19 protein-coding genes, 1 tRNA gene and 1 riboswitch are annotated in these 19,478 nt (G+C 67.8%); of the genes, 7 read left to right on the top strand and 13 right to left on the bottom strand.

The features are described from left to right. Positions 1-127: 127 nt before the first annotated feature. The 13 genes from LDO27_RS17250 to ybgC all read right to left on the bottom strand — a co-directional run bounded on the left by LDO27_RS17250 (position 128) and on the right by ybgC (position 9,442). A complete protein-coding gene (locus LDO27_RS17250) occupies positions 128-451 on the bottom strand; it encodes a hypothetical protein (protein ID WP_224042983.1) in 324 nt (107 codons plus the stop codon). A gap of 128 nt (positions 452-579) precedes the next feature. Beyond that, complete coding sequence (locus tag LDO27_RS17245; protein WP_222207791.1) at positions 580-864, bottom strand: hypothetical protein; 285 nt, start codon at positions 862-864, stop codon at positions 580-582. A 61-nt stretch (positions 865-925) separates the two neighbouring features. Further along, positions 926-1,714: a S1 family peptidase gene (locus LDO27_RS17240; protein ID WP_224042982.1), complete on the bottom strand. Its 789-nt coding sequence runs from the start codon at positions 1,712-1,714 to the stop codon at positions 926-928. Between the two features lie 134 nt (positions 1,715-1,848). Then, positions 1,849-1,924: transfer RNA gene (locus tag LDO27_RS17235), tRNA-Lys, on the bottom strand. A gap of 70 nt (positions 1,925-1,994) precedes the next feature. Beyond that, entirely contained in the window at positions 1,995-3,110 is a 1,116-nt protein-coding gene (locus LDO27_RS17230; RefSeq protein WP_224042981.1) for a YeeE/YedE family protein, read from the bottom strand. 5 nt (positions 3,111-3,115) lie between these two features. After that, positions 3,116-3,820 carry a 7-cyano-7-deazaguanine synthase QueC gene (gene queC / locus LDO27_RS17225; protein ID WP_224042980.1) on the bottom strand — a complete coding sequence of 235 codons (705 nt, stop codon included), beginning with the start codon at positions 3,818-3,820 and terminating at the stop codon, positions 3,116-3,118. A gap of 188 nt (positions 3,821-4,008) precedes the next feature. After that, positions 4,009-4,767, bottom strand: a complete 759-nt coding sequence (ybgF, locus tag LDO27_RS17220) for a tol-pal system protein YbgF (RefSeq protein ID WP_222207799.1) — start codon at positions 4,765-4,767, stop codon at positions 4,009-4,011. A gap of 18 nt (positions 4,768-4,785) precedes the next feature. Then, on the bottom strand, positions 4,786-5,301 hold the full coding sequence (gene pal / locus LDO27_RS17215; RefSeq protein WP_224042978.1) for a peptidoglycan-associated lipoprotein Pal: 516 nt from the start codon (positions 5,299-5,301) through the stop codon (positions 4,786-4,788). 29 nt (positions 5,302-5,330) lie between these two features. Then, positions 5,331-6,671, bottom strand: coding sequence for a Tol-Pal system beta propeller repeat protein TolB (gene tolB, locus LDO27_RS17210; protein ID WP_224042976.1), 1,341 nt, complete (start codon positions 6,669-6,671; stop codon positions 5,331-5,333). Between the two features lie 136 nt (positions 6,672-6,807). Further along, positions 6,808-7,836, bottom strand: coding sequence for a cell envelope integrity protein TolA (gene tolA, locus LDO27_RS17205; RefSeq protein ID WP_224042974.1), 1,029 nt, complete (start codon positions 7,834-7,836; stop codon positions 6,808-6,810). Between the two features lie 23 nt (positions 7,837-7,859). Further along, positions 7,860-8,297 carry a protein TolR gene (tolR, locus tag LDO27_RS17200; protein ID WP_222207805.1) on the bottom strand — a complete coding sequence of 146 codons (438 nt, stop codon included), beginning with the start codon at positions 8,295-8,297 and terminating at the stop codon, positions 7,860-7,862. Positions 8,298-8,357: 60 nt separating this feature from the next. Beyond that, entirely contained in the window at positions 8,358-9,041 is a 684-nt protein-coding gene (gene tolQ, locus LDO27_RS17195) for a protein TolQ (RefSeq protein ID WP_222207807.1), read from the bottom strand. After that, positions 9,038-9,442: a tol-pal system-associated acyl-CoA thioesterase gene (gene ybgC, locus LDO27_RS17190; RefSeq protein ID WP_222207809.1), complete on the bottom strand. Its 405-nt coding sequence runs from the start codon at positions 9,440-9,442 to the stop codon at positions 9,038-9,040. The genes tolQ and ybgC overlap by 4 nt, the downstream gene beginning before the upstream one ends. A 172-nt stretch (positions 9,443-9,614) precedes the next feature. Continuing rightward, positions 9,615-9,729, top strand: a riboswitch (ZMP/ZTP riboswitch). A 172-nt stretch (positions 9,730-9,901) separates the two neighbouring features. On the opposite strand from ybgC, the gene glyA reads away from it, so the two are divergent. The 7 genes from glyA to LDO27_RS17155 all read left to right on the top strand — a co-directional run bounded on the left by glyA (position 9,902) and on the right by LDO27_RS17155 (position 19,471). After that, positions 9,902-11,149 carry a serine hydroxymethyltransferase gene (gene glyA / locus LDO27_RS17185; protein ID WP_222207811.1) on the top strand — a complete coding sequence of 416 codons (1,248 nt, stop codon included), beginning with the start codon at positions 9,902-9,904 and terminating at the stop codon, positions 11,147-11,149. A gap of 157 nt (positions 11,150-11,306) precedes the next feature. Continuing rightward, the gene (gene nrdR / locus LDO27_RS17180) at positions 11,307-11,771 is read left to right on the top strand and encodes a transcriptional regulator NrdR (protein WP_222207813.1); all 465 of its coding nucleotides are present in this window, start codon (positions 11,307-11,309) and stop codon (positions 11,769-11,771) included. Between the two features lie 225 nt (positions 11,772-11,996). Next, on the top strand, positions 11,997-12,653 hold the full coding sequence (locus LDO27_RS17175; RefSeq protein ID WP_224042973.1) for a GspH/FimT family pseudopilin: 657 nt from the start codon (positions 11,997-11,999) through the stop codon (positions 12,651-12,653). Between the two features lie 4 nt (positions 12,654-12,657). Then, positions 12,658-13,203, top strand: coding sequence for a type IV pilus modification protein PilV (pilV, locus tag LDO27_RS17170; RefSeq protein WP_224042971.1), 546 nt, complete (start codon positions 12,658-12,660; stop codon positions 13,201-13,203). After that, on the top strand, positions 13,200-14,021 hold the full coding sequence (locus tag LDO27_RS17165) for a PilW family protein (RefSeq protein ID WP_224042970.1): 822 nt from the start codon (positions 13,200-13,202) through the stop codon (positions 14,019-14,021). Before pilV ends, LDO27_RS17165 begins: the two co-directional genes overlap by 4 nt. A 22-nt stretch (positions 14,022-14,043) precedes the next feature. Continuing rightward, complete coding sequence (locus LDO27_RS17160; RefSeq protein WP_224042968.1) at positions 14,044-14,628, top strand: pilus assembly PilX family protein; 585 nt, start codon at positions 14,044-14,046, stop codon at positions 14,626-14,628. 40 nt (positions 14,629-14,668) lie between these two features. Then, positions 14,669-19,471: a pilus assembly protein gene (locus LDO27_RS17155; protein WP_224042967.1), complete on the top strand. Its 4,803-nt coding sequence runs from the start codon at positions 14,669-14,671 to the stop codon at positions 19,469-19,471. Positions 19,472-19,478: the final 7 nt, after the last annotated feature.

The raw sequence follows: 19,478 nt of genomic DNA, 5'->3' as shown, positions 1-19,478 counted from the left end.
CTGTTGTTCTTCCCGTTGGCAACTGGCTATTCGTTTTCGCGGCACGTTTTCGCGGCACGTATCCACTGCGTGTCCCGGCCCGCGCCCCGGCCACGGCGCAAGCCCGCGTTGATGTTCCGTTTCGGCCTCAAGCCACCGACAGATCGTCCACCACGAGCACGATCACGCCGTCTGCTCCGCTGCGCTCGCCCAGCAGGCCCAGGCGGCCGCGCAGCACGCGGTCCAGCGCGCGCTGCTGCTGGCACAGCGTCGACCGGTCGCAGGCCGACCAGTGCCGCAGGATATGGGCGGAAAACTGGATTTCCAGCGTCCGCGCCGCCCAGGCCCGGCTGTCGCCATCGGGAATCTGCCAGTTGGCCCGCACGCTGCAAGGGCCGGACGACCATGCCCGAATGTCCTGGCCGGTCAACTCGGCAAGCAACGGCTTTACAAAAGCGGTCAGGTCGAACATGGGCAGCCCTTGGTAATCACTGCCGCCACGTGGTGGGTGCACCCGAGGGCAGTGTGGCGCGGCGACCGTTGCATCGAACCTGCGTACGACACCCGAGCCCGCCGCGGGGCGCTCGGGAAGACGATCTGTTACAGCGATGAGACGGACTGACCCGATACCGTGCCGTTGATGATGTCCTCGGCGAACTTGAGCACGTTGCGTCGTGCCGCGCCGACGTTGTCCCAGGCCGGCACATCGAGTCGGAAGACCTGCGCCTGCGCGCCACGGGGATCGCCTCCCTCGCGGCAGATGATCACCGCGGCGTCATAGGAGCGGTCCGGCCGGCGATCCGGCCATTGCCGGGCGGCGTGGTGCGCGAAAACCAGTGGATAAAGATCGAAGCCCTTGTAGCTGGCGGTGGGCATGTTGTCCATACGGGGCTCCAGGCTTGATCGAACCTCACTGTACCCCGAAACCACATTCGCGTAGGAGCTTTTATTTGCCGCCCGGCGGCGGCCCGGCCGCGGGGTCGCGGGGCTGTGTCAGGGTCAGCAGCATGTCCGCATACCAGGCCGAATTCAGCCCCAGCGCCTCGTCCTGCGCGGCGTCCCGCGTGCCGACGTCCCAGCGCGAGGAATGCACGCCGAGCAGCACCCAAGGCAGGCCACCGCGACTGTCCTGGTTCGCCTCGCTGCGCATTACCACCGGTGCCCCGCTGGTGCCGCGATGCGTGCGCGCATCGGTCAGGAAGACACCCTGCCCCTGGAAGCGCATGCCGAACGAGGAAGCGATCACCGCGTGCCGCGCCACCGGCAGGTGATGCAGCAAGTCATGGAACCCGAGGGGAAAACCGACGATCAACAGCGGCGTGCCGACGCCCACGCGGTCCGCGGCACTGGCCAGATGCGCCGCGGTAAACGCGCGATAGATCATGCCGGCCGGCAACGCCGCACGATCGAGCTCCAGCACCGCGATATCCACGCTGCCGCCCCCATCGGTGCCCTCCCGCCATGCGCTGATGCCGTCGGGATAGAGCGGAATCGAAAACGTGGTGGACTGCGCCATGTTTTCGGCTTCGGTATGCAGTTCGATCTCGATGCGGTTGGGACGATGATTGGTGCCCTCGTCCAGCACGACATGGCGATTGGTGACGAGAAACAGCGCGCCGTCCGCGCGCTCGAAGAAGAAGCCGCTGGCGGTGGTCAGCGGCCGTTGCAGATCGAAGGTGCCGATCCGCACGGTGGACAGCAGGATGGATTCGATGGGCGCGGTCGGGCCGGACATGGCGTCGGTGGGAAGCGGGCGGTGCGGGTAACCATAGCACAGGGATACCGTTGGCCGCGTGCGCCCGGCACCGCGTTGGCGCGCCGCAAATGCAAGAAGGGCCCGAGGCTTGCGCCACGGGCCCTTCGACAAACTGGTGGGTCGTGCGTGACTCGAACACGCGACCAACGGATTAAAAGTCCGCTGCTCTACCGACTGAGCTAACGACCCAAAAAAACTGAAGCCGCGATTATAGGCAGGCCCCTCTTGGAGTGTCAACCTGCCGTGCAGGCCGCGGCACTCACACCATCCGGTCCAGACGCCACATCTGGTAGCGGAACGCGGCGACCGCGCCGGCGAGGATGCCGGCCAGCGCGATAAAGGATCCGACCGCCAGCGTGGAGACGCCCGACAGGCCCTGGCCCACCGTGCAGCCCAGCGCGGTCACACCGCCCGCGCCCATCAGGATGCCGCCGACCATGTGGTTGGCCACATCCTCGGCGTTGCCGAAGCCTTCCCAGCGGAAGGTACGGCTCGCCAGCGCATACGCGGCGGCGCCGGCAATCACGCCAATCACGCTGACGATGCCGATGGTCAGCACCTTGCTCTTGTCGCTGAACATCATCAGCCAGTCCAGCGTATAGGCGTACGGCGCGACGAAGCTCAGGCTTTCCATGCGGCCGCTGTTGGTGGCGACGAATACTTCCTCCAGCGTCTGCGGGTCCTCGGCGACGAAGCCCAGGTGACCGGACACGTACCACATCGCCACGATGATCAGGCCCACGGCGATGCCGCCGAGCAGGTTGTCGAACGTGCGGAAGCCCTTGGCCGCCAGCGCCCACAGCGTCAGCGCGCCGCCCACGGCAAGCCCCAGGCCCAGCTGCAGCGTGCCGCGCGCGATGCCGCTGCCGTTGGCGATCAGCGACGGCAGGTCCTGCGAGGTGGGCAGGGTCACGGCCACCGCGTCCACCGTGCCGACGCGCACCACCCCGAACAGGCCGCGCAGCGTCATGTAGGCGGACAGGCCCAGGAAAACGAACACCACCACGGACTTCAGGTTGCCGGCGCCGATGCGCACCAGCGTCTTGCTGCCGCAGCCCGACGCCAGCACCATGCCGAAGCCGAACAGCGCGCCGCCGACCAAGGCCGACAGCCAGGTCAGCCTGCTTGCCGCATAGATGGTGCGCACCGGATCGATCAAGCCGGCCCAGGCGAGCACGCCGGTGCCCATCATCGCGATGCCGATGGCGAGCACCCACATGCGCATGCGGCTCCAGTCGCCCATGTTGACGATATCGGACACCGCGCCCATGGTGCAGAAGTGCGTGCGTTGCAGCACCGCCCCGAACAGGAAGGTGAGCACGAAGGTACTGGCCAGAACGGTGCGCGTGATGGCGGAAACATCGATGTCGGGCATGGCGGTCAGGCGTTGCGGGAAGCGTTCTCGGGGTGTTGCTGGTAGCGCGTGGGGTCGGGCACGCCCGCGGCCTCGAAGCCGGCACGGCGGATGCGGCAGGAATCGCAGACGGCGCAGGCGCGTCCTTCGTCGTCGGCCTGGTAGCACGACACCGTCATGCCGTAGTCGACGCCCAGCTTCACGCCGGCCTGGATGATCTGCGCCTTGGTCATGTCGATGATCGGCGCATGCACCCGGATACGCTCGCCTTCGACGCCCGCCTTGGTGGCAAGGTTGGCGAGCGCTTCGTAGGCAGCCACGTATTCGGGGCGGCAATCGGGATAGCCGGAATAGTCGACCGCGTTGGCGCCGAAGAACAGGTCGCGGCCGCCCACGGCCTCGGCCCAGCCGAGCGCGAGCGACAGCATGATGGTGTTGCGGGCCGGCACATAGGTGATCGGGATGCCGGTGTCGGCGCCTTCCGTCGGCACCTCCAGCGTGTCGTCGGTCAGCGCGGAGCCACCGAAGCGGCGCAGGTCGAGGTCGACGATCTCGTGGCGGCGGGCGCCCAGCGCCTGGGCCACGCGCCGGGCGGCCTCGAGCTCGGACGAGTGGCGCTGGCCGTAGCGCATCGACAGCGCATAGGTCTCGAAGCCCTGGGCGTTGGCCATGGCGAGGACGGTGGCGGAGTCCAGACCGCCGGAGAGCAGGACGATGGCGCGAGGTTTCATCGGGATGGGGGTGGAGCCAGGCTCCGGTATGGGGCGCGCCGAAGCGTGCCGGCGGCGTTCAACCCGCCATTCTAACGCGGCTGGCGAACGAAGGCTCGGCAATGGAATTCGGCGCGCCAATGGAAAAGGCCCGCTTCCGCGGGCCTTCCTCACGACGTCGCCGCACGCGGCGGGCGGCGGGCGGACGCTTACTTCAGCGTCTTGAGCCGGTTGCTGGCCGCCTGCGCCCCTTCCGTGCCGGGATACTTCGCGACCACCTGCTCCAGCGTCTTGCGCGCCGCCACCTTCTGGTTCGATTCCAGCTGGTTGTTGGCGATGGCGATCATGGCATCCGGCACCTTGGCGTGGGTCGGATAGGCCTGGACCATGTTCTGCAGGACGGTGATGGAGCCCTTGTAGTCGCGCTGGGCATACAGCGAATTGCCCAGCCAGTATTGCGCCAGCGGCAGATACGGACTCTGCGGGTACTTGCGGATGAAGTTCTGGAAGGCCCCGCCCGCGCCCTTGAAGTCGCCGGCCTGGAACTGCTTGAGAGCAGCGTCGTAGTCCGGCTTCTCCGAGGGCTGGGCGAGCCCTTCCTGACCTTCCACCGTGACCTGTTGCGGCTCGAATTTCTTCAGGCGCGCATCCAGGTCCGCGTAGTAGTCCTTCTGCTGCCGCTGCAGCGTGGCGACTTCGTTCTGCAACACCTCGTTCTGGCCGCGCAGCCGCGCCACTTCCTGGCGCAGGCCCTCCAGCTGGTTCTGCATGTCCAGCTGGGTGCGGCTGCCCTGCTCGATCCGCTGCGACGCGGTGGCCTGGAAGCCATTGAACTGCTCGCGCAGCGTGATGATGGCGCGCCGCGCCTCCTCATCGTCGAAAACGCCCGCCTGTGCCTGCGACACGGGCGACAGGACCGCGCCGCAGACGGCGGCAAGACACAACAAGGTAGGGAGGCGTGCTTTCATGGATCGACCGTCGGCAGATTAGTACGTGATGTCGGCGCGGCGGTTTTCCGCCCACGAGGCTTCGTCATGGCCGGTTGCCTTGGGCTTTTCCTTGCCCAGACTCACGGCTTCCATCTGGCTTTCCGCCACGCCCATCGAGGACAGCGAGCGGCGCACGGCTTCGGCGCGCTTCTGGCCCAGGGCCAGGTTGTATTCGCTGGTGCCGCGCTCGTCGGTATTGCCCTGGATCAGGATGCGGCGGCCCTTGTTGGCTTGGAGGTACTTGGCGTGCTCCGACAGCATGCCCTGATAGTCCGACTTCACGATGTAGCTGTCGAAGTCGAAATACACGCTGCGCTTGGCCAGCGGGCTGTTCGGGTCGTTCAGCGGATCGCGCGAGACGTCCACCGGCGCCACGGCGCGCGGGTCGGTCGTCTTGGCGCCACCGGCACCGGCGCCAGCGCCGGCGGTGTCGTCCAGCTTCACGCCGGAGCTGCAGGCACCCAGCGCCAGCAGCGCGGCGAGGGCAAGGGACTTGGTCATCATTTGGGACATGGCGAGACTCTCCTGTTGCTATGGTTCTGTTATTGCATAAAGGGTCCCCAGGACGGCTCGCGAACCTCGCCGGACTGGAGCGACAACACCTGCTTGGTGCGACCGTCGGTGGACACCGCCGCCAGTACCGAGCGGCCTCCCACGCGGGTTGCGTAAAGAATGTACTTGCCATTGGCGGCGAAGCTGGGCGCCTCGTCGTTGGCGGTGTCGGTCAGCGACGTCACGTCGCCGGTCGACAGGTCCATCAGCTGCAGCTTGAAGCCGCCGCCGCGCGAAATATACGCCAGTTGCTTGCCGTCCGGAGACAGGCGCGGGCTGACGTTGTAGCTGCCCTTGAAGGTCACGCGCTGGGCCCCGCCCGACTCCTCGCCGGCTGCCGGCATCCGGTAGATCTGCGGCGCGCCGCCCCGGTCCGAGGTGAAGTAGATGCTGCGGCCATCGGGCGAGAACTGCGGCTCGGTGTCGATGGCGCTGCTGCGGGTCAGCCGGCGCAGGCCGGAGCCGTCCGCGTTGACCAGGTAGATCTGGGTATTGCCGTCGCGCGACAGCGCCAGGGCCAGGCGCTGGCCGTCCGGCGACCATGCCGGCGCGCTGTTGTTGCCCTTCTGGTTCGACACCAGCGTGCGCTTGCCCGTGGCAAGGTCGTGCACGTAGACCACCGGCTTCTTGGCCTCGAACGATACGTAGGCGACCTTGCTGCCGTCCGGCGACCACTGCGGCGAGATGATCGGCTCGTTGCTGGTGAGCGCCACCTGGGCGTTCTGGCCGTCGGAGTCCGAGATCAGCAGCTGGAAGCGGTTGCCCACGCGCGACACGTACGACAGGCGGGTCGCGAACACGCCGCGCTCGCCGAGGAGCTTCTCGTAGATATAGTCGGCGATCTTGTGGCCGGTCACGCGCAGTTGGGCCGCGCTGACGGTAAAGGCCAGGCCGCCCAGGCTGGTGCCCTTGACGGTGTCGTAGAGGCGGAAGCGCACATCGAACTGGCCCTTGCCGTTCGGCGTCACGCTGCCGGCCACGAAGGCGTCGGCGCCGCGCGACTTCCAGCTGCCCAGGTCCACGTTGGCCGTTTCGGGCACGGTGGCGCCGGCCACGTCGACGTTGCGGAAGCGCCCGCTGCGCTGCAGGTCGCTACGGATGATGGCGGTGATGTTCGTGGGGGCCGAGCCCTCATTCTGGAAATTGGCCACGGCCACCGGGAACTGGCTCGAACCCACGCCCGTGATTTCCACGTTCAGCTGCGCGTGCGCCGCGCCGGCGGTCAGCACCAGGGCGAATGCCAGCCAGGCGGTCAGGACGTGGCGTCCGGCCTGGCGGACAAGGAAGCGTTGGCGGGCGGTTTGCCGCAGGAAGGCCCAAAACGTTCGCATGCTGCTCCTCAGTCGATATCAAGATTCTTGGGGCCCGGCCGGCCGCAGCCGTCCGCGCCAGGCAACCTGTCATGGTATCGGCACGATTCCGGGCCGATGGACGCTGGTTGCAGAATGTTGCAAATCATGGGCCAGCTCAGTCCTTCGGTTTGAAGGTGATGGTGAAGCTGGCCGGCGCCTTGCCGTTCTCGTCGCGCGGCAGCGGATCGGAACGCTCCACGGCGCGCAGCACGGCGTTGTCCCAGGCCGAATTGCCGCTGGACTTGGACAGCCGGGCCGACAGCAGCGAGCCGTCCGGCGCGAGCGACACGGACACCACCGCGGCCGGGTTGCCGGGGACGTCCTCGGTAAAGACGATATTTGGCTTGACGCGCTTGCGCACCCGGTCGGCATAGCCCGGCGAGGCGCGGCCGCCCGAGCCCGCGCCGCTGCCCGCGGCGCTGCCGGATCCGGTGCCGGCGGCCAGCGCCTGCAGGCGCGCCAGTTCGCTCTGGCGCTGCGCATTGGCGGCGGCGTCGCGCTTGGCCTTGGCCTCGGCGTCCGCCTTGGCCTTCGCCTGGGCGGCGGCCTTCTCCTTGGCGTCCGCGGCGGCCTTGGCCTTGGCATCGGCCGTGGCCTTCGCCTTCGCGTCGGCGGCCGCCTTGGCCTCGGCTTCCTTGCGGTCGCGCTCGGCCTCCTGCTTGCGCTGCTGCTCCGCCGCGGCCTTCTTGCGCGCGTCTTCCTTGCGGGCTTCTTCCTTGCGCGCCTCTTCCTTGCGGGCCTGCTCGCGGCGCTGGGCTTCCTCGCGCTCCTCGCGCTCCTTCCGTTCCTTCAGCTCCTGCTCGCGACGCTCGCGTTCGCGCGCCTCGGCCTGGCGCTTCTTCTGCTGCTCCAGCGCAATATCGGCCTCTTCCTCGACCTTCGGCTTGACCGCCGGCGCGGGCGGCGTGGGGTCCGGGCGCACCACCGGCTCCGGCTGCGGCCGGGGCGGCGGCGGCGCGGTCGCCTCGGGAATCTCTTCCCACAGCTCGGCCTCGGCGCCCACCGGCGTGCTGCTCTGCCAGCTCACGCCGTAATACAGCACGATGCCGAGCAGCAGGTGCATGACCAGCGCCAGCAGGAAGGAGCGCAGCGTTCCGCGCTCCTTGACGGGCTGATACGGGTATGCGGCAGCGGCGGTGCTCATCGGGGCAGGAACTTCACGAATGCTTACTTGGACTTGACCATCAGGCCGACGCGGTTCACGCCATCGGCCTTGAGCACCGACATGACGTCGAGCACGGCTTCGTACTTGACCGTGCGGGCGGCGGCGATCACCACGGGCTGGTCGGGATTTTCGTTCTGGCGCTGGTGGACGAAGTCCAGCAGGCCCTGCTGGTCGAGCGTGCGCTCGAACGAGCCGCCCGCCGGATCCTTGCCGCGCGCGGTCAGCTTGCCGTCCTCGTGGACGGTGACGACGATCGGGGGCGCCTTCTGCTGCGGCGTGGCGTTGGCCACGCTGGGCAGGTCGACCACGGCCGGGCTGACGATGGGCGCCGCGACCATGAAGATGACGAGCAGCACCAGCATCACGTCGATATACGGCACGACGTTGATGTCGGCGCTGGCGCGGCGGCGCGAGCCGCCGCGTCGCTGAATGGCTGCCATGGTCTGGTTCTCCTTCGATTTACCTGGGCGATGGGCTGTCGGATGCCGGTGTGGCCGCGCTCAGCGCGTCTGGCGCTGCAGGATGTTCAGGAACTCTTCCATGAAGCTCTCGAAGCGGATCGCCAGGCGATCGATCTCGGTCGCATAGCGGTTATAGGCGATCACGGCGGGAATCGCGGCGAACAGGCCGATGGCCGTGGCCACCAGCGCTTCGGCGATGCCGGGCGCCACCGACGCGAGCGTCGCCTGCTGTACGTTGGACAGGCCGCGGAAGGCGTTCATGATGCCCCACACCGTGCCGAACAGGCCGATGTACGGGCTGACCGAGCCCACCGAGGCGAGAAACGGCAGATGCGATTCGAGCACGTCCATCTCGCGCTGGTAGGCGGCGCGCATGGCGCGGCGCGCGGCGTCGAGCAGCGCGGCCGGTTCGTTGTTGCGCTCGCGGGCCTTCAGGTATTCGCCCATCCCCGATTCGAAGATGCGCTCCAGCGCGCCGGTGCTGTGGCGGTTGTTGACCGCGCTGTGATAGAGGGCCTGCAGGTCGCCGCCCGCCCAGAAGTCACGCTCGAAGCCCTCGGTCTGGGTGCGCGCGGCGCGCAGGGCCAGGTGCTTGCGGAAGATATATGTCCAGGAAAACAGGGACATGATGATCAGCAGGGCCATCACGGCCTGTGCTAGCACGCTGGCGTGCAGCACCAGCGTGATGATCGACATGTCTTGCGTGACGGTCACAGGATTCATCTAGCGGTCTTGATAGTGGCAAGGACGGGGGCGGGGATGGGGGCCGGCCGAAAGGTATTGCGGTCGACGCACCCCACCCGGATGGCGCCGGAAGCGAGCTTATGCTCCCCACGCCACGCTTCCTGGGCGAATTGGACCGAGGCCGGTCCGACCCGTTCAATCCGGGTCCGGATCTCAAGCAGGTCGTCCAGTCGGGCGGGCGCATTGTAGTCCACGGCCGTGCGGCTGACGATAAAGACCACGCCGGTCTGGTCGGCGAGCGCCTGCTGTTCGATGCCGAGCGAGCGCAGCCACTCGGTGCGGGCGCGCTCGAAGAATTTGAGGTAGTTGGCGTAGAACACCACGCCGCCTGCGTCGGTGTCTTCCCAGTACACCCGCAGAGGCCATACGGATTGCGTCATGGCCGCGATTGTAACGGACGGCGGCCGGCGGCCGGTGTAAACCCTTGTCCGACGGCGCAACGTGCCGTTCTCTGACAGACCCCGCACGAATTTGCTGTTTTCGCCGCGCCGCCGGCGGCCGCCCGGTCGGCTTGCGGCGGCCTGCGGCCTCGCGTAAACTGCCGCCAACCATTCCACCTTGCGCGACTGGCGAAGTCAGTGGGTACTACCACGAGGAAGCGCAAGATCTCTGGCTGCAGGGCCCGAAGTCCGGACCCGAATGCCTGCCGCTCGCCTGGGCAGCGAATGGGAAGCAGGGTGCGCCCTGTGCCGGCCATACCGGGCCCCCAGGGTCTCCGGACGCAACCGACACCGGTCGCATTACGCCTTCCCCGCGCGCCCTACCCCTCAGTATTCCGCGACATTCTTCGCTGACACACCGTCGCGACATACCAGTTTCCTCATTCAGACGAGTCCGCCATGTTCGAACGCAGCCGCCATACGATCGACCAGATCGATCCGGAACTCTGGTCCGCCATCCAGAAAGAGAATCAGCGCCAGGAAGACCATATCGAGCTGATCGCCTCCGAGAACTACACCTCGCCGGCCGTGATGGCCGCGCAAGGGTCGCAGCTGACCAACAAGTACGCCGAAGGCTATCCCGGCAAGCGCTACTACGGTGGCTGCGAGTATGTCGACATCGTCGAGCAGCTCGCCATCGACCGCGTCAAGCAGCTGTTCGGCGCGGAAGCCGCCAACGTGCAGCCCAACTCGGGCTCGCAGGCCAACCAGGGCGTGTTCTTCGCCATGCTCAAGCCCGGCGACACCATCATGGGCATGAGCCTGGCCGAAGGCGGCCACCTGACGCACGGCATGGCGCTGAACATGAGCGGCAAGTGGTTCAACGTGGTCAGCTACGGCCTGAACGCGCAGGAAGACATCGACTACGAAGCGCTGGAAGCGCTGGCGCAGGAAAAGAAGCCCAAGCTGATCATCGCCGGCGCCTCCGCCTTCGCGCTGCGCATCGACTTCGAGCGCATCGCCCGCGTCGCCAAGTCCATCGGCGCCTATTTCATGGTGGACATGGCCCACTACGCCGGCCTGATCGCCGCCGGCGTGTACCCGAACCCGGTGCCGCACGCCGACTTCGTCACCACCACCACGCACAAGAGCCTGCGCGGTCCGCGCGGCGGCGTGATCCTGATGAAGGCCGAGCACGAGAAGGCCATCAACTCGGCCATCTTCCCCGGCATCCAGGGCGGCCCGCTGATGCACGTGATCGCCGGCAAGGCGGTGGCTTTCAAGGAAGCGCTGTCGCCCGAGTTCAAGCAGTACCAGGAACAGGTCGTCAAGAACGCCCAGGCGCTGGCAGAGACGCTGATCGCGCGCGGCCTGCGCATCGTGTCGGGCCGCACCGAAAGCCACGTGATGCTGGTGGACCTGCGCGCCAAGAAGATCACCGGCAAGGAAGCGGAGAAGATCCTCGGCGACGCGCATATCACCGTCAACAAGAACGCGATCCCCAACGACCCCGAGAAGCCGTTCGTCACCTCGGGCATCCGCCTGGGTTCGCCGGCCATGACCACGCGCGGCTTCAAGGAAGACGACGCCCGCAAGGTCGGCAACCTGATCGCGGACGTGCTGGAGAACCCGCACGACGAAGCCACCCTCGCCAGCGTGCGCGAGCAGGTCGCGGCCCTGACCAAGCGCTATCCGGTCTACGGCTGATGCAGTAACGCCGCCCGCGCCAGCGGGCGGCGGGCAACCCCGCGAGCCGCGAGCGCCTTCGCCCCACGGCGCACGGGGCTCGCCAACCCGCCCGGCGCGCTGCCGAGAACGACAACAGGAATAGCGCGGCCCGGCACAACAGGAAAGGTGGTCGGAGATGAAATGCCCTTTCTGCGGTCACGCCAACACCCAGGTCCTCGACACCCGCATGTCCGAGGAAGGCGACACCGTCCGCCGCCGCCGGCGCTGCGAGACCTGCGACCGCCGTTTCACCACCTATGAACGCATCGAGCTGTTCTTTCCGGCCATCGTCAAGAAGAACGGCAGCCGCGTGGACTACGCGCGCGCCAAGCTGAAGGACTCCATGCGGCTGGCGCTGCGCAAGCGCCCGGTCTCTGCCGAGGCCATCGACGAAGCCATCGCGCGCATCGAGGAAAAGCTGCTGGCGCTGGGGCAGAAGGAACTGCCGAGCAGCCAGGTCGGCGAGATGGTCATGCGCGAGCTGCGCAAGCTCGACAAGATCGCGTATATCCGCTTCGCGTCCGTCTATCGCAGCTTCGAGGACGTGTCCGAATTCTCCGATGTGCTGGCCGAAGTCTCGGCCAGCGCCACCAAGCGCTGATTCTTCCCCCCCCGTGCACGGGCGTTCCCGCCGCGCAACACTTTGGCCGCCGCGCCGCCCATACCCCCCACCGAAGTAGTAGCCACAAAATACAAAAAGCTGTTAAATCTGCGCTACCTGCGAAATCAACAAAATCGTCAGCAAGGTCATCATCGCCCGTAGAGCGCGAACTTGCTGGAGCGGCAGGACGATAACAAGAGCAAGACTTTCGAACGGGAGTCGTACATGGGTCGGTCAACCCGCCAGCCGGGCTGGGGCGCGTTCGCGCGCGCCCGCTCGCCGTGGCGATACGCCTGCGCGCCGCGCCACCGCGGCCTGCCTGCCGCGCCTGGCGCCAGCGTCCGCGCGCGCGGCGACGCCGCCTTCCCGTCTGCCTTCCCCGCCGGCTTCACGCTGATCGAACTGCTGGTGGCCATCACCATCGTGGCCATCTTCGCCGCCATGGCGGTGCCCAACTTCGGCGGCTTCCTGCGCAATTCCCGCCTCGATGCCGCCGTCACCGCGCTGACCAGCGATTTCGCCGTGGCGCGCTCCGAAGCCGCGCGGCGCAACCGCACGGTGACCGTCTGCCCCACCGCCGACAACGTCAACTGCGCCGACGACTGGACGCTGCCCCGCGTGATCTTCGTCGACACCGACGGCGACAATGCGATCGGCGCGGCCGAAGAGCGCATTCGCAACGGCGATGCGCTGGGCAACCGGGTCGCCGTCGTGGCCGCCAATCTGGCCGGCGACGGCCGCAGCCTGCGCTATCGCTCGTTCGGCAATGCCAATGCGCTGGCGAACTGGCAGGTGTGCGAGGCTGGCTCGACCGCGCCGGGACGTTCGGTCGGCATCGGTGCCAGCGGCCGCCCGAACGTGCGGAACGCGGACTGCGCCTGACGCCATGGCCCGCCCCGCGTCCCTTCCCCCGCGCCATGCCGCGCCCCGCCGCCGGCCCGGCGGCTTTTCGCTGATCGAATCGCTGGTCACCATGGTGATCCTGTCGATCGGCATCCTGGCGCTGGTGGCGCTGCAGACCGCGACGCTGGTCGACAGCCGCATCGCGTCGATGCGCAACGTGGCGACCATGCTGGCATACAACCTCGCGGACCAGATCCGCGGCAACGAACCGGCCGTGACGCAGGGCGCCTACAACCGGCCCGTGGCGCAGACCACGGCGGCCTGCTTCACGGCCGCCGGCTGCACCGTCGCGCAGATGGCCGCGACCAGCTTCCGTGCGTGGCTGGACGACGTCGCCCGCGCGTTGCCAGCCGGCACCGGCACCGTGTGCATCGATTCGACTCCCAACGACGGCGACCCGCCGGTCGGCGCGCCCGCCGGCGACCCCGGCTGCGACAACGTGGCCGGCGCCCCCTATGTCATCAAGATCTGGTGGGCCGAGGGCAACGAGGCCCTGACCCAGCGGTTCGTCACCGCGCTGGTGCCATGAAGCGCGCCTCCCCCGCCACCTTCCGGCAGACTGCCTCGCGCCGCAGCGGGACGGGACGCGGCTTTACGATCGTCGAGCTGATGGTGGGCATGGTCATCGGCATGCTGCTGTTGCTGATCGTGACCTCCATCTACCTCGCGCAGCGGCTGACCTATCGCTCGCAGTCCGACCTGGACGAGATCCAGGAGAACGCCCGCTCCATCGGCCAACTGCTGCAGCGGGAAGCCCGGCAGGCGGGCTTCCGCGACGTGACGGTGCTGAACGACTTCGCCGGCGCCGAGGTGGTCGATGCCACCAACGATGCCGGCGCCAACAGCAGCGACACGCTGATCTTCCGCTACTTCGGTTTCTCGGCGCCGGGCGCCGGCGCCGGAGCGGCCGACGGGACCATCGTGGACTGCGCGGGCAACGTGGTGGACAACGCCACGGCGCAGACCGACACCTTTGCCATCGGCAACGACGCGCTGAACCAGCCCTGGCTGCAATGCAACGGCACGCCGCTGTTCCCGGGCGTCGAGTCCTTCCAGGTGCTGATGGGCGAGGACACGGATGGCGACCTCGCCATCAACCGCTATGTGCGACGAGAGCTGGCGACCATGGCCAACGTACGGGCCCTGCTGGTCTCCGTGGTGATCCGGAGCACCGGCACCACGCATCCCAATCCGGCGAACGCGACCATCAATCACTTCGGCACCGGCTACGCGCCGGCCAACGTGGCGCCCGCCAACGACGCGGGCAGCGTGACGGTGGCGCCCGCCGACGGGCGGCTGCGCAGGCAGTTCACCTACTACATCGCCGTGCGCAACCGGCTGAACTAGCGCCACGAAGGCCGCCCGACCCATGCCCCATATCAAGCCTTCCCGTACGCTGCGCACCGAGCGCCAGGCCGGCATCTCGCTCGTGGTGGTCCTGCTGTTCCTGGTGATACTGACCTTGCTCGGACTGTCGGCCAGCCTGCAAAGCGTCTCGGGCGAGCGCATGGCGCGCAACGCCCGCGACCACAACATCGCACTGCAGGCGGCCGAGGCCGCGCTGCGCGATGCGCGCCGGGACATCACCTCCGTGCGCATGCTCCATGGCCGCACCGGTGCCAGCTCCACCTGCGACGCCGTCGGCTTCCAGGGGTTCTGCCTGCCGCAGGACACCGTGGGCGAGCGCCCGGTGTGGGACCTCTACCTGCAGGACCCGGCGCGCTCCGTCGCGCTCGGCGCCATCACGGGACTGTCCGCCGCGCAGCGCATGCCGCAGGCGCCCGCCGCGGGCGGCGTCTCGCAGCAGCCGCGCTACCTGATCGAGCCGATTGCCGACACCAGCGACGGCAGCCTCAAGGCCGGCGCCACGCAATACGTCTATCGCATCACCGCGATCGGCTTCGGGGCCCTGCCCGATACCACGGTGATCCTTCAGGAAGTCGTGCGCTTCTGAACCGCGCCACCCACCAGCGACCCACGGACCCAACGAGACCATGCGCCTCCCCTTCCGTTCCGCCCGCGCCGTGCAAGCCGGCCTTGCCGCCCTGGCCGCCGCGCTCGCGCTGGTCTCGGTGATCGCGCCGGCCCTGGCCGCGCCTCTGAACCTGGCCACCCGTCCGCTCTATGCCGGCGGCAACGTGCCGCCGCTGGTGATGATCGATCTGTCCAAGGACCATACGCTGCACCAGAAGGCGTACAACGACTACACGGACCTGGACGGCAACGGCTCGCTGGAAATGAGCGAGACCACCTACAACAACGGCTTCGACTACTTCGGCTACTTCGACCACGCCAAGTGCTATCGCTACGACAGCAGCACGCTGCACGCCTTCGTGCCGGCGGCCGCCGCGACGGGACACTACTGCGACGGCACCACGTGGAGCGGCAACTTCCTGAACTGGGCGTCGATGAGCCGCATCGACGAGGTACGCAAGATCCTGTACGGCGGCTACCGCTCGACCGACACGGCCAGCACCACCGTGCTGGAGCGCGCCTTCCTGCCGATGGACGCGCACGCCTGGTCCAAGTACTACAACGGCACCGACATCGCCAGGCTCGTGCCGTTCACCGTGCAGACGACGGGACCGACGCTCACCTCGTCGACCGAGCTGACGCTGCGCGGCGACGTGTTCACCAATGTCCGGCTGTCCGCCGTGGACCAGATCGCCGTCGGCGACCAGCTGCGCTTTACCGCCACCGGCGGCCCGGCGGGCACCACCATGACCGGCTGGGTCTCGCGCGTGGACAGCGGCAACCGCCAGGTCGACGTCGTCGTCTACGGGGACGGCGTCAGCCGGCCGGCGGGCGCGGCCACCCGCTACAGCGCCTGGAGCGTCGTGAACCTGTCGCTCGGTGGCCTGACCATCTGCAACGTCACGCCCAAGGGCTCGACCACCACGTCGCAGGAGAACACCAGCGCGCCGCAGCTGCGCGTGGTCAGCGGCAACTACGCGACCTGGGGCGCCAGCGAGAAATGGCAGTGCAACTGGTACGAGGAGCGCAACAACACGCAGAGCGGCTTCCTGCCGCAGACCAACGGCAAGGACGTCAGCGGCTCGTCCAACGGCAACCGCGCGGCGGTCTCCGGCATCCACGCCTCCGCCGAGAACCCGTCGCAGAGCCGGCGCGGCCTGGGAGAAGGCGAGGCGCGCGGGGTCTACAACGCGCGCGTGCAGGCCTGCGTCGCCGGTCTGATCGGCGAGGAGTCGTGCACGCAGTACGGCAGCGTCTACAAGCCCACCGGCCTGCTGCAGAAGTACGGCGAGAACGGCCAGATGCTGTTCGGGCTGATGACGGGCACCTACGACAAGAACATTTCGGGCGGCGTGCTGCGTCAGAACGTCGTCAATTTCTCGCAGGAGGTCAACAAATCCAATGGCACCTTCACCCATGGCAACACCACCGGCGCGGTCAAGGGCATCGTCTGGAACATCGATCGCCTGCGGCCCTACGGCTACAGCTACGGCGACGGCGGCTACACCAGCGCCGACCAGTGCAACTACCAGCAGACCGCCATCGTGCCCAGCGGGGGCAGCAACGCGCAGGGCCAGCCCGCCAACGAAGGCAACTGCTCCACGTGGGGCAATCCGATTTCGGAGATCTACCTGGAGACGCTGCGCTACTTCGCCGGCCGCGGCGCGACGAGCGCCTTCCAGCCCAGGAGCAACGGCAAGGACAAGGCGCTGGGACTGACGGTGGCGCAATGGGCCAACCCGCTGGACCATGGCACGCCCAAGGCTCCCTACTGCTCGCCGCTCAACGCGCTCGTGTTCAACTCCAGCGTCTCGTCCTACGACGACGATCAGCTCGACGGCTTTGCCAACCTGGGCACCAGCGACAGCAACAGCACGTGGACCGACAAGGTGGGCGCGGGCGAAGCGCTGCACGGCAAGAGCTGGTTCATGGGCGGCGTCAAGGGCAACAGCGCCCTGATCGACAACCTGTGCTCCGGCAAGCAGATCGACCGGTTCAGCGATGTGCTGGGCATCTGCCCGGAGGGCCCCTCGCAGAAGGGCACCTTCCAGATCGCCGGCGCCGCGTATTTCGCCAGGACCAACCGCATCCGCACGCGCGCGGAGGCGGCGGCGCTGGGCGTGCCCGACACCGACGACACCTCGCTCAAGGTCACCACCTACGCGGTGCAGCTGGCCACCACCACGCCGCGCATCAGCGTCAATGTCGGCGGCAAGACGGTCAATATCGTGCCGTCGTACCTGCTCAAGCCGGGCAACGCGGCGGCCAGCACGGGCACGCTGGTGGACTTCAAGGTGATATCGAAGACCGATACCTCGGGCAAGTTCTATATCAACTGGGAAGACTCCGTCGCGGGTGGCGACTACGACCAGGACGTGTGGGGCATCCTGAGCTACACGGTCAACGGCTCGCAGCTGTCGGTCTCCACGCAGGTGGTATCGGCGTCCACCAGCAATGGCCAGGGCTTCGGCTACGTGATTTCGGGCACCACGCGCGACGGTCCGCACTTCCACTCGGGCATCCTCGGCTTCAGCTACACCGATCCGAACGCCATCGCCGTGACCCCGGCCGGCAAGGTCAACACGACCGGCGGCTGCCAGAACTGCCAGGCCGGCGATCCGATGACCACCGCGACCTACACCGTGGCGGGCAACGCGGCCTCGCAGTTCGCCGATCCGCTGCTGTACGCCGCCAAGTGGGGCGGCTTCAAGGACCTGAACGGCAACAACCAGCCCGACCTCGCCGCGGAATGGGACGCGCGCCTGGCCGACGGCACCGGGGGCTCCGACGGCCTGCCCGATACCTACTTCTACGCCAACAACCCGGCCGCGCTCAGCAGCTCGCTGGAGCGAGCGTTCCTGTCGATCCTGCAGACCTCGTCGGCCTCGTCGGTGGCCACCAATTCCTCGTCGCTCAAGACCGGCACCATGACGTACCAGGCGCGCTTCAACGGCGTGGACTGGTCCGGCCAGTTGCTGGCGCATCTGGTCGAGGCCGACGGCACGCCGCGCAATCCCGCCGAATGGGACGCGGGCGAACTGCTGAACCGCATCGCGCCCGGCAGCCGCCAGATCCTGAGCTTCGACAATATCTCGGGCAACGGCATCGCCTTCCGCTGGGACGCGCTGCCCGCCAGCTACAAGGCCCACCTGAACCGCGCTGACTCGCAGGGCAGCCGTCGGCTCGACTATCTGCGCGGCGACCACGGCAACGAAGGCACGGCGGTCAACCGCTTCCGCGTGCGGGCCAAGACGGTGCTCGGCGATATCGTCAACTCCAACCCGCAGTACGTCGGCGCGCCGGCCGCGGGCTGGGTCGACACGGACTACGCGACATTCGCCCGCGATCGCCGCGGCCGCACGCCGATGCTCTACGTCGGCGCCAACGACGGCATGCTGCACGGCTTCGTGGCCGCCGGGCCCGACGCCGGCAAGGAGAAATTCGCCTACGTGCCCTCGGTGGTGTATCCGCAGCTCGCCTACCTGACCGACCAGAGCTACGCGCACGCCTACTACGTCGACGGCACGGCCGTGGTCAACGACGCCAGGATCAACGGCAACTGGACCACGGTGCTGGTGGGCACGCTCGGTGCCGGCGGCGCGGGGGTGTTCGCGCTCGACGTGAGCGATCCCGACCAGGTCACCGAAGGCAATGCCGCCACCAAGGTGCTGTGGGAATTCACCAACCAGGCCGATCCCGACCTGGGCTACACCTTCGGCCAGCCCTCCATCGTCAAGCTGCGCGACGGGCGCTGGGCGGCCATCTTCGGCAACGGCTACAACAGCACCGCGGTCAACCCGGCGGCGAGCGGCGAGGCCTATCTGTACGTCGTGTTCCTCGATCGCGCCGCCAACCGCAAGACGTGGGTCGCGGGCACCGACTACCTGAAGATTCCGACCGGCGCCGGCACGCAGGCAAATCCCAACGGCCTCGCGCAGGTATTTCCGGCCGACGTGGACGTCAAGGCCGACGGCATCACCGACATCGTCTACGCCGGCGACCTGCAGGGCAATGTGTGGAAATTCGACATGCGCCATGCCAGCGCGGCCGGCTGGGGCGTGGGCACGGCGCGCACGCACCTGTTCCGTGCCACCGATCCGTCCGGCAACGCGCAGCCCATCACCACGTCGGTCGATGTGCTGCGCAATCCCGCGGGCGGCTACAACGTGCTGTTCGGCACGGGGCGCTACGTGGACACCGCCGATCCGGGGGATATGTCGGTGCAGACGCTGTATGGCATCTGGGACCGCGACATTGCCGGGCTGGCCACCATGACGCGCAGTGCGCTGGTGCAGCAGACCATCCTGCGCGAAGCCACCGTCAACGGCGATGTCTACCGCGTCACCAGCGACCATGCCGTGGCGTATTCGGCCAGCGGCGCCAAGGGCTGGTTCATGGATCTGGTCACGCCGCCGAATGGGCAACGGCTGGGCGAACGCGTGGCGTACAACCCGCTGATCCGCGGCAGCCGGGTGGTGTTCACCACGCTGGTCCCGTCGCTCAATTCCTGCGACAACGGCGGCTACAGCAACCTGATGGAGCTCGATGCGCGCTCCGGCGGGCGCCTGCTGGTGACGCCCTTCGACGTCAACGGGGACGGCATCTTCGACAGCCGGGACTTGATCGACGACGGCACCGGCAGGATGGTACCGGTCAGCGGCGTGCGCACGCGGGTCGGCATCGTACCCACACCCACCGTGCTCGACTGCGGCCAGGGCAAGGAATGCAAGTTCCTGACCGGCAGCAGCGGCAACCAGCAGACCATCACCGAAAGCGCGGGCAAACCCAAGGGCCGCATCTCGTGGCGGGAGATCCTGCGATGAGCGGCCA

This window comes from Cupriavidus respiraculi (assembly GCF_914271545.1).
Taxonomy (GTDB): Bacteria; Pseudomonadota; Gammaproteobacteria; order Burkholderiales; family Burkholderiaceae; genus Cupriavidus; species Cupriavidus respiraculi.
Note: the sequence above shows the minus strand (reverse complement) of the source record. Positions and strands in the feature narration are given on the sequence as shown.

Bases quoted from the DNA above. Each gene is read 5' to 3' on its own strand.
- LDO27_RS17250 (WP_224042983.1), bottom strand. From the start codon at position 451: ATGTTCGACCTGACCGCTTTTGTAAAGCCGTTGCTTGCCGAGTTGACC.
- LDO27_RS17245 (WP_222207791.1), bottom strand. From the start codon at position 864: ATGGACAACATGCCCACCGCCAGCTACAAGGGCTTCGATCTTTATCCA.
- LDO27_RS17240 (WP_224042982.1), bottom strand. From the start codon at position 1,714: ATGTCCGGCCCGACCGCGCCCATCGAATCCATCCTGCTGTCCACCGTG.
- LDO27_RS17230 (WP_224042981.1), bottom strand. From the start codon at position 3,110: ATGCCCGACATCGATGTTTCCGCCATCACGCGCACCGTTCTGGCCAGT.
- queC (WP_224042980.1), bottom strand. From the start codon at position 3,820: ATGAAACCTCGCGCCATCGTCCTGCTCTCCGGCGGTCTGGACTCCGCC.
- ybgF (WP_222207799.1), bottom strand. From the start codon at position 4,767: ATGAAAGCACGCCTCCCTACCTTGTTGTGTCTTGCCGCCGTCTGCGGC.
- pal (WP_224042978.1), bottom strand. From the start codon at position 5,301: ATGTCCCAAATGATGACCAAGTCCCTTGCCCTCGCCGCGCTGCTGGCG.
- tolB (WP_224042976.1), bottom strand. From the start codon at position 6,671: ATGCGAACGTTTTGGGCCTTCCTGCGGCAAACCGCCCGCCAACGCTTC.
- tolA (WP_224042974.1), bottom strand. From the start codon at position 7,836: ATGAGCACCGCCGCTGCCGCATACCCGTATCAGCCCGTCAAGGAGCGC.
- tolR (WP_222207805.1), bottom strand. From the start codon at position 8,297: ATGGCAGCCATTCAGCGACGCGGCGGCTCGCGCCGCCGCGCCAGCGCC.
- tolQ (WP_222207807.1), bottom strand. From the start codon at position 9,041: ATGAATCCTGTGACCGTCACGCAAGACATGTCGATCATCACGCTGGTG.
- ybgC (WP_222207809.1), bottom strand. From the start codon at position 9,442: ATGACGCAATCCGTATGGCCTCTGCGGGTGTACTGGGAAGACACCGAC.
- glyA (WP_222207811.1), top strand. From the start codon at position 9,902: ATGTTCGAACGCAGCCGCCATACGATCGACCAGATCGATCCGGAACTC.
- nrdR (WP_222207813.1), top strand. From the start codon at position 11,307: ATGAAATGCCCTTTCTGCGGTCACGCCAACACCCAGGTCCTCGACACC.
- LDO27_RS17175 (WP_224042973.1), top strand. From the start codon at position 11,997: ATGGGTCGGTCAACCCGCCAGCCGGGCTGGGGCGCGTTCGCGCGCGCC.
- pilV (WP_224042971.1), top strand. From the start codon at position 12,658: ATGGCCCGCCCCGCGTCCCTTCCCCCGCGCCATGCCGCGCCCCGCCGC.
- LDO27_RS17165 (WP_224042970.1), top strand. From the start codon at position 13,200: ATGAAGCGCGCCTCCCCCGCCACCTTCCGGCAGACTGCCTCGCGCCGC.
- LDO27_RS17160 (WP_224042968.1), top strand. From the start codon at position 14,044: ATGCCCCATATCAAGCCTTCCCGTACGCTGCGCACCGAGCGCCAGGCC.
- LDO27_RS17155 (WP_224042967.1), top strand. From the start codon at position 14,669: ATGCGCCTCCCCTTCCGTTCCGCCCGCGCCGTGCAAGCCGGCCTTGCC.